A 17,616-nucleotide genomic window follows, 5' to 3' on the forward strand; every position below is an offset into this window, starting at 1 on the left:
TTCCTTTATCTCAGTCGGAAGGCTCCAGTCCATAAGGAGCTAACCGTGCGCTTCCGCTTTTCTTACTTCGATGCTACTACTTGTTTGCGCTCTACATTGTACTCTGATTCGAAATCATAAATACGCTCGATGTAGATTTGGTGCCAAATCATAAAGACAATAATAGTCCAGATCTTTCTGCTGTTGTCTTTCTTGTTTGCACAATGCTCTTCTAACAAGTTAAGGACTTCTTGTTTATTAAAGATATGGTCTGTGTCGCTTGTACGAATAATGTTTTTCGCCCACTCATTCATTTCGTCTTTCAACCAATGACGAATTGGAACTGGGAAGCCAAGTTTCTTTCTATTTAGTACATGATCAGGAACGATACCTTCAGCTGCTTTTCGAAGAATATACTTCGTTGTATTGTTAGCAATCTTCATATCCATTGGGATTTTCGATGCTACATTGAATACTTCTTTATCTAAGAATGGTACGCGTAATTCAAGAGAATTTGCCATAGTCATTCTGTCAGCTTTTAATAAGATGTCACCGCGTAACCAAGTATGCATATCTAAATGTTGCATTTTTGCTACCGGATCATAGCCAGCTGATTGTTTGTAAATAGATTCTGTAATTTTATTATATTCCAGGTTAGAGGAATAATTTTTCAATAAAAGTTGCTTATCTTTTTCTTCAAACATTTTCGCGTTACCAATGTAGCGTTCCTCTAATGGAGTAACACCACGTTCAATGAAGCTTTTTCCTTTTACACCGTCTGGTAGGATGGCGCTTAATTGTTTTAATACGCTCTTAAGAGGTCTTGGAATGTGATTGAACATTTTTAATGATTCAGGTTCTCTATAGATGTTGTATCCTCCGAATAACTCATCTGCACCTTCACCAGATAGAACAACTGTAACGTGTTTCCTAGCTTCACGAGCTACAAAATATAAAGGAATAGCAGCAGGGTCTGCTAATGGATCGTCCATATGCCAAATAATCTTTGGAAGCTCCTTCATATATTCTTCAGGAGAAATAACGTAGCTAATGTTTTCTAAATTCAGAGCTTCAGCTGTTTCTTGAGCTACATTAATTTCACTAAAGCCATCACGTTCGAAACCAACAGAGAATGTTTTTAGGCTAGGATTGAACTGTTTTGCAATTGAAACAATAATGGATGAGTCAATTCCACCAGAAAGGAATGATCCAACCGGAACGTCACTTCGCATATGGACATTCACAGAATCCATTAAAACGTTACGAATATCCGTAATAATTTGAGATTCCGTAGTTTGTGTAGCCTTGAACTTAGGTTTCCAATAACTTTGTATGTTCATTTTGCATCCTGGTTTTTTTGTAAAATAATGTCCAGGTTCTAGTTTATGGATATTTGAAGTCATCGTATCAGGCTCTGGTACATATTGGAAGCTTAAGTAGTTTTGTAGTGAATCATGGTCAAGTTTACCATCCATTGCTAATAAGATGCTCTTTTTCTCAGAAGCAAAGTACGTAGTATCACCTTTTATTGCATAGAAGAAAGGCTTAATACCAAAATGATCACGAGCTCCAAACAATTTCTTTTCAAGCTTGTCCCAAATAAGGAAGCCGAACATACCTCTTAATTTTTTTACTGCTTCTTCTTTAATAGCACTGTATAATGCAATGATTACTTCCGTATCAGAATCAGTTGCAAATGTATAACCTTGTGCTTCTAGTTCTTTTCTCAATTCAATATAGTTGTATACTTCACCGTTAAAGATAATCCAATATCTTTCATTTTCATATGATAGTGGTTGATGTCCACTTTCAACGTCAATAATACTTAATCTTCTAAAGCCAAAATTAATATGTTCATCAAAGTAGTACCCTTCATCATCGGGTCCTCTATGAGTAATTACAGCATTCATTTCCTTGAATAACTTCTCATCAGTAGTAGTTTTTTTATTGTGAATGCAGCCGATAAATCCGCACATAGTAGTCACCAACCTAGATAATATATTTAAGAATTATTTTTCTGTTTGTCAATTTTTAGAAAAAGATACTCAAAACGAGTATCCAATTGTCAATTATAGCATATGTATTTCATATGGCATAATGTTTAATAATTGTTTAACATCATTGAAAAGTAATTGAAAAATGGTGTTTTATAGATGAAATATTTAAGTGATACATATTGTTGTGGAAATCTGTTATACGTTTCCCATTTTTGAGCTAACAAAAACCCTTTCAAAAGAAATTTTTAAAAGGGTATGAATAGAAGTTTATAGATGAAATAGTTTTTTGATTTGGTATTGTAGATGATTGAAATCATTTTCTTCTGTTAAAATTCCTAGCATTCCTTGTATAACAGGTAGCCTTGGATCGCTTTTGTTTATTTCTTCTTCTAGAACTTCAAGAGTGATAAGTAAATCCTCTACATGACTCCATGTATGTTTAGCTTTCTGTATAGACTTTAGAATGTCTTCTTTAGTTACAGGGTTTAAAGAAGAACATTGGGGTGGATAATGAACAGTAGCGTCTGTTAATAAAGTCTCTTCATTGGAATTAATTAGTCCCTGAGCTAAATCATCTGTACGATTTAAGATGTAGATTGCTAATTGATCTATATCTAATTTAGGTTTACTAAGTAATAGTACTTCTAAATGGGCTTCGAATATTCCTTGAACAAGAATGGTTAATGACAATAAATAAGGTTTAATATCTTCTCCGTAAATAGCTAACAAAGAGCTGCGTAAAGACTCTAAAAGCTTTTCTCTCGTACTATTGATAACATTAGATATATCGCCATTAATCGGAATTGCACGTTCTCTAGCATGCATAATAATAAAGTCTTGATGTTCAATAAATGTATTGAATTGAGTGACAATTTCTTCAGTAAATGTCTCCCTAGGCTGTAATTGCTTCTTCTTAATCTGATCTAAATCTTCACAGAATTTATGAAAGAAATATTTAAAGATGGCTACAAGTAAAGCTTCTTTAGATTTAAAATAGAGATAAAATGACCCTTTTGAAATACCTGCATCATTAGCTATTTCTTGGATTGAGGTAGAGGAAAATCCTTTCTGGGCGAATAATTTCATAGATGATTGCATAATCAGCCTTTCCTTTTCTTTCATTACTACACCTCCGGATTTTATTAAGAATATATTAGTGCAATTATTGACATATGAATGACTGGTCAGTTATATTATTAATGATTATGACTTATTGGTCAATACGAAAGTGTTGTAGCAATGAAATACATATGAAAAGTTTTAGAAGCATCGTTTAGATATAAATTACTATTAATATCCAAGTGAAAATTCCATACTTTAAATTAATTTCGAAAAATTTACATTAATTTACTTTATTTTGAGTAAAATCAGTTGATATTGGATGACCAGTCAATTATAGTTTTAATATCAATGAACAATGAATTCTAAACAAGTGCTTAGTTAGTACTATAAATTATTTTAAAGGTCTTAATAGGCGAAGAACAATAATGTCACTAACAGCACCAATTAATTAAGGGGGAACAAATGAATAGTATTATTAATTTTACCTTGAAAAATAAGCTAGCTGTTTGGCTTATTACCATTATTGTAATCGTAGCTGGTTTGTATTCGGGGTTAAAAATGAAACTTGAAAGTATTCCTGATATCAGTGTTCCAGTATTAAGCGTAACAACGATTTATCCTGGTGCTACACCAGAACAAGTAGATGAACAAGTCTCACAGCCAATTGAGCAAGTAATCCGCAATTTAAACAGTGTAAAATCGGTGTATACTACATCGTATCAAAATGCTTCCTCTGTTCAGGTGGAGTATGAATACGATAAAAACATGGACGATGCCAAAAAAGATATTGAAGAAGCTATTGCAACTTTAACATTACCTGAAGATGTTGAAGAATCTACAATTGATAAAATGAATATTAATGCATTTCCTATTCTAGCTTTAAGTGTAGCAAATGAGAATGAATCCCTTGCTTCATTAACGGAAATGGTTGAAGATAAGATCGCACCAGCACTTGAAGGGCTTGATGGTGTATCAGCTGTTCAAGTATCAGGTCAACAAGTTGATCAAGTACAGTTGGTATATAAAGAAGATAAAATGAATCAATTAGGCCTTTCAAAAGATACAGTTGAAGGGATTATTAAAGGTTCAAACATTGATGTTCCATTAGGCTTATATACGTTTGAAAACAAAGAAAAAGCTATTCAAGTTAATGGCAATATTACAACGATCGAAGATTTGAAGAACTTGGAGATTCCTGTTATTCCTTCTTCTACTAGTGGTGCACAACAAGGTTCTGCAGCAGGAGCAGCAAATGGTATGAGCCAGCAGCAAGCACCTGCTTCTCAAAATCAAAATGCACCAGCGAATATTCAGGGTGCAAATGCAGGTATTCCAACTATTAAATTAAGTGAAATAGCTGATATTAAAGAAGTTGGCGAAGCAGAATCTATTTCAAGAACGAATGGTAAAGAAGCAATTGGAATTTCAGTTGTGAAATCAGTTGATGCTAACACAGTTGACGTTGCTAATAAAGTAAAAGATAAAATGAAGGATTTTGAGGAAGATATTGAGGGCTTAGAAGTAGTAACAACGTTTGACCAGGCGCTTCCAATTGAAGACTCTGTTAAGACGATGTTAAGTAAAGCGTTATTTGGCGCTGGTTTTGCTGTTCTAATCATCCTTCTATTCCTACGAGATATTAAATCAACAATTATTTCAGTCGTATCAATTCCGTTATCATTATTGATTGCTGTCTTACTGTTGAAACAGATGGATATTACATTAAATATGATGACATTAGGAGCTATGACTGTTGCGATTGGTCGTGTAGTCGATGATTCTATCGTTGTAATCGAAAACATATATCGTCGAATGTCTAATAAAAATGAGAAATTAACTGGGGCTATATTAATTCGTGAAGCCACAAAAGAGATGTTCATACCGATTATGTCTTCTACAATTGTAACGATTGCTGTTTTCTTACCTTTAGGTTTAGTAGGTGGCATGGTTGGTGAGTTATTTATGCCATTTGCTTTAACGATGATTTTTGCATTATTAGCATCATTGTTTGTAGCTATTACAATTGTTCCAATGCTAGCTCATACGATGTTTAAAAAAGGTGTGAAAGTTAAGCATGAAGAGCATAAGCCTGGAAGACTTGCTGGTGGATACAAAAAAATCCTAAATTGGACGTTAAATCATAAATGGATTACTAGTGGAATTGCAGTTCTGCTTTTAGTAGGAAGTCTTGCACTTGTTCCACTTATCGGAGTAAGCTTCATGCCGATGGGTGAAGAGAAGTCAATGATTATTACGTTTAAACCAGAACCAGGTGTAACAATGGAAGAGACTGAAAAAATCTCTACAGATGCTGAACAGTACTTCTTAGATCGTAAAGATGTAGAAATGGTACAGATGTCACTTGGTGGCACTAACCCAATGGCTCCTGGAAATTCGACTAGTGCGATGTTCTTTGTAAACTATGATAAAGACACGAAGAACTTTGAAAAAGAAAAAGAAGATGTAATTAAAGGTATTCAAGCAAGAACAGATAAAGGTGAATGGAAATCTCAAGATTTCGGCATGACAGGCACAAGTAATAAAATTGATATACAATTATCTGGAGAACGTATGAAAGATATTGTTCCTGTTGTTGAAGAAATTGAAGAGGTTATGAAAGACAATAAAGATATTAAAAAAGTCGATTCTAGTATCTCAAAAACATATGATGAGTATACATTTGTAGCTGATCAAAAGAAGTTAAGCAAGCTAGGTTTAACAGCTGGTCAAATTAGTATGGCTCTAGCTCCTGAAAGAGAGCAACCAGTGTTAACAACCGTTGAAAAGGACGGAAAAGAGTTAAAAGTATACGTTCAAAAAGAAAAAGAAACATATACAACACTTGAAGATTTAGAAAACAAAACAATTACATCTCCACTTGGCATGACAGTCAAAATTAAAGACGTTGCAAAAGTTGAAGAGGGGGAAACTTCTGATACTGTAAATCGTCATAACGGTAAGATATATGTTAGTGTAAGTGGTGAACTAAAAACAGATGATGTTGCAGCAGTTTCACAAGCGCTTCAGAAGAAAATAGATAAAATTGATACACCATCAAGTGTAGATGTTTCAATGGGCGGTGTTACAGCTGACATTCAAGAATCGTTTACACAATTAGGTTTAGCGATGCTTGCAGCGATTGCCATCGTGTACTTAGTTCTTGTTATTACATTTGGTGGAGGATTAGCACCATTTGCTATTCTATTCTCGTTGCCATTTACAATTATTGGTGCTTTGCTGGCGTTGCTGATTTCTGGAGAAACTATAAGTGTATCAGTAATGATGGGTGCACTAATGTTGATTGGTATTGTAGTAACGAATGCTATTGTATTAATTGATCGTGTTATTCATAAAGAAAAAGAAGGATTCACAACAAGAGAGGCTCTTCTTGAGGCTGGAGTAACGCGTTTACGTCCAATTCTTATGACAGCAATCGCGACAATCGGTGCATTAATTCCATTGGCGCTAGGTCTTGAAGGAAGTGGAATTATTTCTAAGAGTCTTGGTGTTACTGTAATTGGTGGATTAATTAGTTCAACATTGTTAACTCTAGTTGTTGTTCCAATTGCATATGAAGTAACAAGTAAATTAACGAAGAAGTTTACGAGAAAATCTTCTAAAGGAATTACAGAAGATATGTAATAAAAGTAATGCCCTCATCTTGAGGGCATTTTTTTATGGTGAAAATTTAGTTTTACATAAACTTAACAATCGCAAAGCTGATGATAAGAAAAAGTATATTTGCATAGCTTTTTAGTTGATGAAATGTAAATGGAGTGAAGTGAATTGTAATGCTATTGTTTAGATAATGATATCTATATTTACTTTTATCTATTGCTAAGATAATTTAAAATAGCGCATAAATAACTTACAAACTTTCGAAAGTTAACAATATTTTAAGAGTATATATGGAGGTTTACATCTATGGTTTCTATGAAACAAAAACGAACGTTAGTTACTCTTTCAATAGCGGCGACTTTGCTTTTACAAACTATGCCGATGACAAAAGCATTTGCTAACGATGATGGAAGCAAACAAGCTAATGGAAAATGGATGGCTGGAGAATACCACACCCACACATATCAATCGGATGATGTACAAGTTGCAGATGGTTTAACTAGTACATTAGAAAACGTTTTAAATCAAGCTTTTAATACATATAATCTTGATTGGCTAGCGACTGCGGATCATTTAAGAACATCAAAAAGAGATGATGAAGGAAACGTTATTGAGGGTGGTCCGATTCCTTTTTCTAAAGGATTAATAGATTATCAAGTTCCGAAAATTATGCAACTTCAACAGGAAGGTAAGTATCAAAATAAAATTATTCATACTGGATTTGAATGGGATTTACCAACGTATGAGCATGTAGCAGGAGGTATCGTTGCTGAGACTGACAAGGATGTGCCAGCAACATTAAAGGCAATTAATCAATTTGAATATTTATTTACCGACCGAGATGAAAGCATGTTTAATGCGAATGATGTAGCGGAATGGGAAGCGAAAGATAATAGAGCATATAAGACAAAAGAAGATGCTCATACAGCGTTGAAATGACTAAGTTCTCATTATCCTGACAACAGTTATTTATTATTAAATCATCCTTCTCGAAAAAGCGTTTATACAATTGCTGATGTTCGAGATTTTAATAATATTAATCCTAATGTTATCTTTGGGTTTGAAGGTATGGTTGGGAATCAGTTGGAGCCAGATCGTGGTGGATTAGATAAACAAACAGAAGAGAATCGAACATTTGGTGGCGCGGACTATATGTTAGCTAAAGTAGGTGGCATGTGGGATGCACTTTTAGGTGAAGGTCGTAAATTTTGGAATTTTGCTAATTCTGATTTCCATTTTCCGATTAATTATACACGTCAGTACTCAAGCGGCTATTGGCCTGGTGAATACTCAAAGAACTACACTTGGGTAGAAGGAAACGACATGAAAGCTGTGCTTGAAGGTATGAAATCAGGTAAGTCTTACTCTGTTTTTGGGGATTTGATTAATGAACTTGATTTTACAATCAGTAACGGCAAGAAAAAAGAAGAAATGGGTGGAGATCTCGAAATTACGAAAGGCGATGATTTAGAGCTTACTATTCGATTTAAAAGCCCAGAGAAAAATAATAATGGTGATGCAGTTAAAGTTGACCATGTTGATTTGATTGCTGGAGATGTAACAGGTTTAGCAAAGCCAGGAACGGATGCTTACAACAAAGCTACGAATGATTCAACAAAGGTTATTGCCCGTTTCACGAGTGAAGATTGGACTAAAGACGCTGACGGTTATTATACAATCAAACATCAATTAGATGAAGTAAATAAAGATCAATACTTTAGATTGCGAGGAACGAACTTAGAGACGGATGTAGCTGGAGAAACTCGCAATGGTGAGCCTTTGGTTGATCCGAAAACATATATTGAAGATAATGAAGCTCGATTTGAAGCTATAAATGAACGAAATTATAATGATTTGTGGTTCTATTCGAATCCTATTTTTGTATCTGTAAAGGATAAAGTACATTTTTCTGATATGAAAGATCATTGGGCAAATGAATCGGTAAATCGATTAGTAGAACTAAATGCAATTGATGGCTACACAGATGGTACATTCCGTCCTGAAGAGAAGATTACACGAGCACAATTTGCGAAGTTTACAGCAAACTCATTAGCATTAAAAGCGACAGGTGATACAAAAAGATTTGCAGATTATAAAAGCATACCTTCTTGGGCAAATGATAGTGTAGCAGCTGTTGTTGAGGCAGGTCTTTTTAATGGTTCAAAGGAAAATGGAAAATTAATCTTCAAGCCGAACACAGTACTTACAAGGGCTGAAATGGCAGTGATAGCATCAAGGGTATTGAATTTGGATGTAAAAGCATTCGCGAATAAGGATTTTAAAGATGCGGCTAGCATTCCAGATTGGGCAGAAGAAGCAATCAATGCAGTGGTAGATAAGGGGATTATGTTAGGATATGGAGACCAAACTTTTCGTCCAAGTCAAACTGTAACAAGAGCAGAGAATGCAGTCGTTCTTGATCGATTGTTACAAGCTATGAAATAAGAGGAACGGGGTGCTTCTATTAAAAATAGTAGAAGCACCTTTTTATGGAGAAACAATAATTAGGATAAAGAGGATTTATAAGCAAAAAAACAGATTATACCCCTAATAGTATAGTATAAGATAATCAAGGGAATATTGACTTTAAAATGTAAACTGATGTTACGCTGTTACCTTTAACTATGGAAATAAGGGTAGCGTCATATTCCTAAATGTATTAGGAGTTGATATAATGACATATGTATTCATTGCTTTATTTTCGATTATCTTACTAATGATGTATAGAAGATATGCACCTGTTGTTGGCGTACCATGCTCGAAGATTAAGCAAAATCAACCTATTGTGATAGTTGATTTAAGGGATTATAATATTTCCAATAAAACGCCTTTATCAAATGCCATTAATATCCCTGTAGCATATTTAAACAGACATCATCATGAAATACCTGGTAAAAATGTACACGTCATCGCTCAAAATCAACTTGAAAAAAATATGGGTATTAGACTTTTACGCAAGAATGGTATAAACGTTATGTCTTATACGATGAGTAATTGTCTATGTAAATAAATAAAATGAATACAACATGGAGGAGGCTAAATGATGGATTACGATAATCAAGTAAAGAATAGAGTTAAACGTATCGAAGGGCAATTGCGTGGTATTCTTCGCATGATGGAAGAGGGTAAAGACTGTAAAGAAGTAATTACTCAACTGTCAGCAACTAGATCAGCGATTGATCGTACTATCGGTGTAATTGTTAGTTCAAATTTAGTAGAATGTGTTCAAAATGCTGAATCAAGAGGACAAGACACTGAAGCATTAGTTAAAGAAGCAGTTAATTTGCTTGTAAAGAGCAGATAAGATAAAAGAGTTGACAGTCTCTTTTATTTTTATTACTATTAATACCCATAGGGGTAATAGTTGCTAAGTAAATACCCAGCTATATCAAAAATTATTAAGGCTGAATTTCAGATAAAAATATACCCTATTAGGTATAAAGAGTTTAGAGAAACAGGGGGAAGAAAATGACGGAGAAGAAGAGAACGACAATAGTTTTGTTTAGTGGAGATTACGATAAAGCGATGGCGGCTTATATCATTGCAAATGGCGCAGCAGCTTACGATCATGAGGTAACGATTTTTCATACCTTCTGGGGTTTAAATGCATTACGTAAAGATGAAGCCATTGAAGTAAAAAAGGGTTTTATGGAGAAAATGTTTGCAAAGATGATGCCAAGAGGTTCAGAGAATATGGGACTTTCCAAAATGAATTTTGCTGGAATGGGGCCTAAAATGATTAAAGATATTATGAAAAAGCATAACGCTCTAAAAGTATCACAGCTGATTGAAATGGCACAAGAACAAGGTGTGAAACTAGTTGCTTGTACAATGACAATGGATTTGTTAGGGCTTGATCAAGCAGAATTACTAGATGATATTGAATATGCTGGGGTTGCTGCGTATCTTGCGGATGCAGAGGACGGAAATGTAAACTTGTTTATTTAAATGTTCATGAATCAACTAATGTTAAAGGTGGCATGAGCTCTTGGTCATAATAGAAGAAAAGAGGGAACAACAGTGAAAGAAATGACAACTAAAGAAGTAGAACAACAATTAAACGAAGGTAAACAGCTGAATGTAATTGATGTACGAGAAGTAGATGAAGTAGAAGCAAGGAAAATTCCAACAGCAATCAATATTCCTTTAGGATTACTAGAATTTCGCATGCATGAGCTAGATAAAACAAAGGAGTATATTATGGTTTGTCGCTCAGGTGGTAGAAGCGGAAGAGCAACACAGTTTTTAGAAGGTCAAGGATACCAAGTTATTAATATGACTGGTGGAATGTTAGCCTGGGAAGGAAAGACAGAATAATAGCTGATGTAATCATGAAGTGTATGGGAGGTATATAAATGACGATAAAAGTGGACGTTACTTTGGATGCGAAAGGTTTAGCGTGTCCGATGCCCATTGTAAAAACGAAGAAAACAATGAATACTTTAGAAGCAGGTCAAGTATTAGAAGTTGAAGCGACAGATAAAGGCTCAAAAGCGGATATGAAAGCATGGGCAGAGAGCACAGGACATCAATATATTGGAACGATTGAAGAAGGTGATGTTCTTAAGCATTATTTAAGAAAATCTTCTGGGGAAGAAGCTGCTGAAAGAAAATATACACAGGTTATTCACAATGAAGAACTTCAAAAGAAGCTAGAATCTGGTGACAGCATCTTTGTTCTAGATGTTCGAGAATCGGCAGAATATGCATTCAATCATATACCAGGTGCGGTATCAATACCTCTTGGAGAGTTAGAGGGACGCATGAATGAACTGAACAAGATTGACGAAATCTATGTAGTTTGCAGATCTGGTAATAGAAGTGATGTAGCTGCACAAAAACTAGCTGCTAACGGTTTTGAACAAGTAGTGAATGTTGTACCGGGTATGAGTGAGTGGCTTGAAGGGGAGTAAATGCTAAATTAACGTTAACTTTCAATGTTGGTCTTATTTTTTGGTTTAAAATATACCTATGGGGGTACTAGTCAAGTGATGAAATCTATGTTAGCTAAAGAAGTAACGAAGAAAGTTTTTAATAAAGAAGCATTATTTATTTTAGATGTTCGTAATGAGGGTGCTTTTGCAGATTGGAAGATTGAAGGAGAAAACTTTGAGTACTTGAATGTTCCTTACTTTGATTTATTAGATGGTATCGAAGGAATTATAGATCAGCTTCCAAAGGATAAAGAAATACTAGTGGTATGTGCGAAAGAAGGATCTTCTATTATGGTAGCTGAAATGCTATCTGAAGCAGGTGTTGATGTTTCTTATTTTCAAGGAGGTATGAAAGCTTGGAGTGAACATTTAGAGCCTGTAAAAGTAGGCGATTTAAAAGATGATGGAGAAATTTATCAATTTGTTCGTATCGGTAAAGGCTGTTTATCTTACATGGTTATTTCTAATGGGGAGGCTGCTATTATTGATGCAACACGTATGACGGATGTTTTCTTACATTTTGCTAGTGAAAAAGGTGTTGAGATCAAGCACGTTTTTGATACGCATCTGCATGCCGATCATATTTCAGGTGGTCGTCAAATTGCAGAAGCAACAGGCGCAACTTACTGGTTACCTCCTAAAGATGCTGAAGAAGTCAGTTTTGAGTATGAGAAGTTAGAAGGCGGCAATGATGTAACAATTGGTCATACTACAATCAATATCCATGCACTGTATTCTCCAGGACATACAATTGGGTCAACTTCTTTCGTAGTTGATGGGAAGTTCTTATTAACAGGTGATATTTTGTTTATTGATTCAATTGGCCGACCTGACTTAGCTGGTCTTGCAGATGATTGGGTAGGAGATTTACGAGAAACATTGTACAAACGTTATAAAGAGCTTTCCGAAGAACTAGTCGTTCTTCCGGCTCACTTTATGATTGTTGATGAGTTAAATGACGATGGTAGTGTTTCCGAGAAATTAGGAACACTCTTTGCGAAAAATCATGGTTTAAATATCGAAGATGAAGAAGAGTTTAGAAGCTTAGTATCGAAAAACCTTCCTCCACAACCAAATGCATACCAAGAAATTCGTAAAACCAATATGGGTATAATTACACCAGATGAAGAAGAACAACGTGAAATGGAAATCGGACCAAATCGTTGTGCAGTACGTTAAGAGATAATATTATTTTCAAAAAAGGATGGGAATTTACAATGATTAAAGCAGATCAACTATTAGATGCAAAAGGTTTAGCATGTCCAATGCCAATTGTAAGAACAAAGAAAGCAATCAATACGATTGAAGTAGGGCAAGTATTAGAAATTCATACAACAGACAAAGGCTCTCTTGCTGACATAACAGCATGGACAAAATCTACAGGACATGAATTACTTGGTGGTTCGGAAGAAAACGGCATATTTAAGTTTTTCGTGAAAAAGGGAGAATAGACCTTTAAGAATTTAATGTTTATATAAAGTTAGGAGGGAATAGATAAGCCCTCCTAATTCTGTTCTCCCACCCATTAAAGTTTCACTTTATGAGATAGCAAGATAGCGATATTTTTAGAAATGTGGTGAGTTAAATGGATATAGGATTCATCGTCACAATCTTCTTAATTGGATTAGTAGGGTCTTTCATCTCCGGAATGGTCGGTATTGGGGGATCTATCATCAATTATCCAATGTTATTATATATACCGCCATTACTAGGTTTTGCAGCTTTCAGTGCACATGAAGTATCTGGAATAAGTGCTATCCAAGTCGTTTTTGCAACAATTGGAGGAGTCTGGGCATACCGAAATAGTGGATTCTTAAATAAAAGTTTAATTGTTTATATGGGGACGGCCATATTAATTGGTAGTTTTGCAGGAGGATATGGTTCGGGATTAATGCCGGAAACGTTCGTAAATATCATCTATGCCGTTTTAGCTACAATCGCAACAATTATGATGTTTATTCCTAAGAAAGGGTTGGATGATGTACCTGCTAAACAAGTGGAATATAACAAATTATTGGCTGTTATACTTGCCTTAACTGTTGGGTTAGCCGCGGGAATAGTAGGTGCTGGAGGCTCATTTATTCTAGTGCCAATAATGCTTGTAGTATTGAAGATTCCAACTCGAATGACAATAGCTACTTCTCTCGCTGTCGCATTTATTTCTTCCATCGGTTCAACAATCGGTAAGATTTCGACAGGTCAAATATTATATTTGCCAGCGGCAGTGTTAATTGTCTCAAGTTTGATCGCTTCTCCAATAGGAGCCAAAGTGGGGCAAAAGATGAATACGAAAATTTTACAAGTGGTTTTGGCAATCTTAATTATGGCAACAGCTATTAAGGTGTGGATTGATATTTTATGAAAAAAGCAATGGAATAAATCCATTGCTTTTTTTGATGCTCTATGCAGAACTACTTTTTTTGCAGTATCTCTTCTAGTTGTTCTAAACAATTTAACTGCAATTGAAAATGGTCATTGAAGTTTTTATATACTAAATCAGTAAATGGATCAAATTCTCCCAAATGTTGCTTTTTGATTTCCATCCCTATTTTCATCTCATTATGCTTTGCTTGTAGCTGTGCTTTTTGACTTTGAATAGCCGTTAAGATTTGTTCATAGTCTACAGTAATACTACCCATTGTTAACATGGAAAGACCTGTATAAAGTGAGGTTGGAAGCGTAAGTGATGATGCTGAGAAAGACTCTAACAATAAAGAGTTAAATTCAGCTTCTCCTTGTTCTGTAATGGCATAGATTGCTTTCGAGCGATTACCTGTTGTTTCAACAGATGCTATTGTAACCAGCCCTTCTTTATCCATTTTTTTTAGAGCATGATATATGGAACCAGGTAGAATTCCAGCCCATACATCTGTTTTACTTTCTAATAATAATTGTTGAATTTCATATCCGGACATAGGTTTTGCGCGTAGTAGTCCTAGTACCATTAATCTGGTCATGTAGATACCTCAATCTTGATTATTTAAAGTTGAATATGTATCTACAATGTACCATATTTTATTTTTCTACCGCAATTTTTCTTTTTGAAAGCAATGGAGACAAAGCGTTATTAAAGGTTGCTAAACTAAGTACGAAAAACAAGATCGTAAAGCCCGTGATAATTGTATATAAAATGAGTAAGGAGCCTTCGTGAAACTCCAATGCAACTCGGAAAGCCTCGGTAACATAATGGAACGGGAAGCCCTTCCCAAGAAGTAACATCCACTCTGGAGCGCTTTGCAATGAGTAGAAAGCCTCACTGCAGAAAATCATTGGGAAAAACAATAGATTGCTGAAAATATTAATTTGTCCTTCATTCTTAGATACATTATTAATCAAGAATCCTAATGCTGAAAAGCAAAGAGAAGCGAATATAATAATGATCGTACATTGCAAAAGGAATAATGCATTAAAGGAAATCTCGAATAAAATAAGCCCAAAGAGCAAGAGCACAATGTTAATAGCGAAAGAAATAAGTGTTCTAACACCAATCATTAGCGAGAGAAATGTGCTAATTTTTAAAGGAGTGATTCGTAATAAGCGGTAAACACCACTGCTTTTCTGGCGAAAGATTTGAAAAGCTAAACCTTGAAGATTCCAGAATAAGATACTTAAGCTGATGGTTCCAGTTAAGAAAGTTAATTGATAAGAAGGGGAGTCGATATAATACTTGCCCCCAATTAACAGACCTATTGGAAAGAGAATGGCATAGAACAAAGAAAGTTTATCATTCAATGTATCTTTAAGCATTAAGCGGATCATTGCCATTAATGAACACCTTCTTTCGTTAAATTCATATATAAATCCTCTAAATCATTAACTCCATGTTGCATACACAGTTCTTGGGCAGTACCTTCTGCTATTTTAGTTCCACCGTGGAAGAAGAGAATACGATCTGCAAGCTTCGCTACTTCATCCATATCATGCGATGTGATAACTACAGTAGTGCCTTGTTTCTTAATTTCTGCAATGGTTTGATGTACTTCTTTTCTTGCCCGGGGATCTAGAGCTGCCGTAGGTTCATCAAGAAAAACAAGTTCCGGTTGATGGACAAGTGCAAGACCTATTGATAATCTTTTTTGCTGTCCTCCAGATAGCTTGGTAACTTCCGTATTTGCAACGGATTCAAGTGAGCATAGACGTAAGATAGTCGATATGTCCGCTTTACTAAGTTTCTTCTTATAAAAAGAAGCGAATAGAAGTAGGTTTTCTTTTGCTGTTAAGCCTGGAAAGAAGGGCGTAGATTGTAATTGAACACCTATTAATGATCGGTAATCCTGAGTCCAGAAATGAATCTCCCCATTTGATGGCTGCTGAATTCCTAAAATCAGATCTAATGTGGTGGATTTACCTGAACCATTTGGACCAATAATTGTAATAACTTCTCCTTGTGAAATGCTAAATGAAAGATTATAAACCGCTTTTTTTGAAGCAAAGCTTTTTTCTAAATGCTTAACATTTACTAATACATTTTGCATTTTGTTATCCCCCTTTACTCAATGTTATTTATTCAACGTTGACTATTTTGATTGTAAGTTGCTTTTTCAAATTTGTAAAGTCTCATTTTTCATTTTCGTTTAGTTTTTATCCCGTTCTAACTGGCGCTAAGACCCCCACTTCAAAACGAAAGTNNATCGGTGGGGGATGGACGACACCCCCACCGATTATAGTTTCACTTTATGTAAATGAAAAAAGCATTCACTTTAGTGAATGCTATAATTGAGAAATATAGAATATAAATGAGAATGTTATGCTTCTTGAATGACTTCTTTCGGTACTTCTAAGCCAAGCCCTTCCGCAATACGAGTACCGTATTCAGGATCTGCTTTGTAGAAGTGACCAATTTGACGTAATTTAATTTCATCTTTTGTGACAGGTTTCATAGCTGCAACAATATTTCGAACAAGACGAGTACGCTCTTCAGGTGTTAGTAGACGATATAGGTCACCCGCTTGAGTATAGTGATCGTTGTTATCATATGCTACGCTGTCTGCCAAACCTGCAACTGGGATGGAAGGACGCTTAAATTCTGGTGCTTCTGCTGGACCCCCAAAGCTGTTAGGCTCATAGTATACTGATTTGCCACCATTGTCATCTGGACGCATAAAGCCATCACGTTGATAATTGCTAAATGGACATTTTGGACGGTTAATTGGTAGTGCATTGTGGTTGGCACCAACACGGTAACGATGTGCATCCGCATAAGCGAATAGACGACCTTGTAGCATTTTATCAGGTGATACATCAACACCAGGTACAAGTGAGCCAGGTGAGAATGTTGCTTGTTCTACTTCTGCAAAATAGTTTTCAGGGTTGCGATTTAATACCATGCGACCTACTTCAATTAAAGGATAATCCTTTTGTGACCATACTTTAGTTACATCGAATGGATCGAAACGATATTTAGAAGCTTCTTCGAATGGCATAATTTGAACGCTTAATTTCCAAGAAGGGAAGTCGCCATTTTCGATGGAATTGAATAACTCTTCTGTGTGAAAATCTGGATTTTCTCCAGCTATCTTTGCAGCTAAATCTACATCCATGTTTTTAATACCTTGCTCTGTTTTGAAGTGGTATTTCACCCATACTCCTTGACCGTCAGCATTTAACCATTGATAAGTGTGGCTACCATAACCATTCATGTGGCGGAAAGTAGCTGGAATACCACGATCAGACATCAGAATTGTTACTTGATGAAGTGACTCAGGAGATAATGACCAGTAATCCCATACTGCTGTTGGATTTTTTAAATGTGTTTGAGGATCTCTTTTTTGAGTATGGATAAAGTCAGGAAACTTAATAGCGTCACGAATAAAGAATACAGGTGTGTTATTACCGACCAGATCGTAGTTACCTTCTTCGGTATAAAATTTCACTGAAAACCCACGTGGGTCACGCACTGTATCAGAAGAACCAAGTTCACCAGCAACAGTTGAGAAACGAATGAATAAAGGTGTACGTTTGCCAACTTCAGATAAGAATGCCGCTTTTGTATATTTTGTTAGATCATTGGTTACTTCGAAGTAACC

General features: G+C 35.3%; 17 protein-coding genes. 11 read left to right on the top strand and 6 right to left on the bottom strand.

The window, feature by feature from the left end; translation table 11 throughout:
- Window positions 1-62: 62 nt before the first annotated feature.
- Together asnB and V7014_RS07530 are read right to left on the bottom strand one after the other, a co-directional pair.
- Window positions 63-1,955 (bottom strand): asparagine synthase (glutamine-hydrolyzing), encoded by a 1,893-nt coding sequence (gene asnB / locus V7014_RS07525; protein WP_335505796.1) that lies wholly within the window; start codon window positions 1,953-1,955, stop codon window positions 63-65.
- A 288-nt stretch (window positions 1,956-2,243) separates the two neighbouring features.
- Window positions 2,244-3,098 (bottom strand): TetR/AcrR family transcriptional regulator, encoded by an 855-nt coding sequence (locus V7014_RS07530; protein ID WP_335505769.1) that lies wholly within the window; start codon window positions 3,096-3,098, stop codon window positions 2,244-2,246.
- Between the two features lie 402 nt (window positions 3,099-3,500).
- Here V7014_RS07530 and V7014_RS07535 point away from each other — a divergent pair, with 402 nt between their 5' ends.
- The 11 genes from V7014_RS07535 (at window position 3,501) to V7014_RS07585 (ending at window position 13,952) form a co-directional block, all read left to right on the top strand.
- The gene (locus V7014_RS07535; protein ID WP_335505770.1) at window positions 3,501-6,680 is read left to right on the top strand and encodes an efflux RND transporter permease subunit; all 3,180 of its coding nucleotides are present in this window, start codon (window positions 3,501-3,503) and stop codon (window positions 6,678-6,680) included.
- Window positions 6,681-6,962: 282 nt separating this feature from the next.
- Window positions 6,963-7,595: a hypothetical protein gene (locus tag V7014_RS07540; RefSeq protein WP_335505772.1), complete on the top strand. Its 633-nt coding sequence runs from the start codon at window positions 6,963-6,965 to the stop codon at window positions 7,593-7,595.
- Window positions 7,596-7,724: 129 nt separating this feature from the next.
- On the top strand, window positions 7,725-9,101 hold the full coding sequence (locus V7014_RS07545) for an S-layer homology domain-containing protein (RefSeq protein WP_335505774.1): 1,377 nt from the start codon (window positions 7,725-7,727) through the stop codon (window positions 9,099-9,101).
- 229 nt (window positions 9,102-9,330) lie between these two features.
- Window positions 9,331-9,666 (top strand): sulfurtransferase, encoded by a 336-nt coding sequence (locus V7014_RS07550; RefSeq protein ID WP_335505776.1) that lies wholly within the window; start codon window positions 9,331-9,333, stop codon window positions 9,664-9,666.
- 33 nt (window positions 9,667-9,699) lie between these two features.
- Window positions 9,700-9,960 carry a metal-sensitive transcriptional regulator gene (locus V7014_RS07555; RefSeq protein WP_335505778.1) on the top strand — a complete coding sequence of 87 codons (261 nt, stop codon included), beginning with the start codon at window positions 9,700-9,702 and terminating at the stop codon, window positions 9,958-9,960.
- 164 nt (window positions 9,961-10,124) lie between these two features.
- Window positions 10,125-10,604, top strand: a complete 480-nt coding sequence (locus V7014_RS07560; protein ID WP_335505780.1) for a DsrE/DsrF/DrsH-like family protein — start codon at window positions 10,125-10,127, stop codon at window positions 10,602-10,604.
- Between the two features lie 72 nt (window positions 10,605-10,676).
- Entirely contained in the window at window positions 10,677-10,973 is a 297-nt protein-coding gene (locus V7014_RS07565; protein ID WP_335505782.1) for a rhodanese-like domain-containing protein, read from the top strand.
- Window positions 10,974-11,011: 38 nt separating this feature from the next.
- Window positions 11,012-11,569: a sulfurtransferase TusA family protein gene (locus V7014_RS07570; protein ID WP_335505784.1), complete on the top strand. Its 558-nt coding sequence runs from the start codon at window positions 11,012-11,014 to the stop codon at window positions 11,567-11,569.
- A gap of 78 nt (window positions 11,570-11,647) precedes the next feature.
- Window positions 11,648-12,769: an MBL fold metallo-hydrolase gene (locus V7014_RS07575; protein WP_335505798.1), complete on the top strand. Its 1,122-nt coding sequence runs from the start codon at window positions 11,648-11,650 to the stop codon at window positions 12,767-12,769.
- Window positions 12,770-12,810: 41 nt separating this feature from the next.
- A complete protein-coding gene (locus V7014_RS07580) occupies window positions 12,811-13,041 on the top strand; it encodes a sulfurtransferase TusA family protein (RefSeq protein ID WP_335505800.1) in 231 nt (76 codons plus the stop codon).
- Between the two features lie 134 nt (window positions 13,042-13,175).
- On the top strand, window positions 13,176-13,952 hold the full coding sequence (locus V7014_RS07585) for a sulfite exporter TauE/SafE family protein (RefSeq protein WP_335505785.1): 777 nt from the start codon (window positions 13,176-13,178) through the stop codon (window positions 13,950-13,952).
- Window positions 13,953-14,001: 49 nt separating this feature from the next.
- On the opposite strand, the gene V7014_RS07590 is transcribed toward V7014_RS07585, so the two are convergent.
- The 4 genes from V7014_RS07590 to V7014_RS07605 all read right to left on the bottom strand — a co-directional run.
- Window positions 14,002-14,547 carry a PadR family transcriptional regulator gene (locus V7014_RS07590; RefSeq protein WP_335505787.1) on the bottom strand — a complete coding sequence of 182 codons (546 nt, stop codon included), beginning with the start codon at window positions 14,545-14,547 and terminating at the stop codon, window positions 14,002-14,004.
- A 58-nt stretch (window positions 14,548-14,605) separates the two neighbouring features.
- The gene (locus tag V7014_RS07595; RefSeq protein ID WP_335505788.1) at window positions 14,606-15,355 is read right to left on the bottom strand and encodes an ABC transporter permease; all 750 of its coding nucleotides are present in this window, start codon (window positions 15,353-15,355) and stop codon (window positions 14,606-14,608) included.
- Entirely contained in the window at window positions 15,355-16,065 is a 711-nt protein-coding gene (locus tag V7014_RS07600) for an ABC transporter ATP-binding protein (RefSeq protein ID WP_335505790.1), read from the bottom strand. Before V7014_RS07600 ends, V7014_RS07595 begins: the two co-directional genes overlap by 1 nt.
- 270 nt (window positions 16,066-16,335) lie before the next feature.
- Window positions 16,336-17,616 (bottom strand): catalase (locus V7014_RS07605; RefSeq protein ID WP_335505792.1); only part of this gene is annotated, 1,281 nt, incomplete at its 5' end.

Origin of the sequence: Bacillus sp. JJ722 (assembly GCF_036963345.1) — a bacterium.
Lineage (GTDB): Bacteria > Bacillota > Bacilli > Bacillales > DSM-1321 > Bacillus_AD.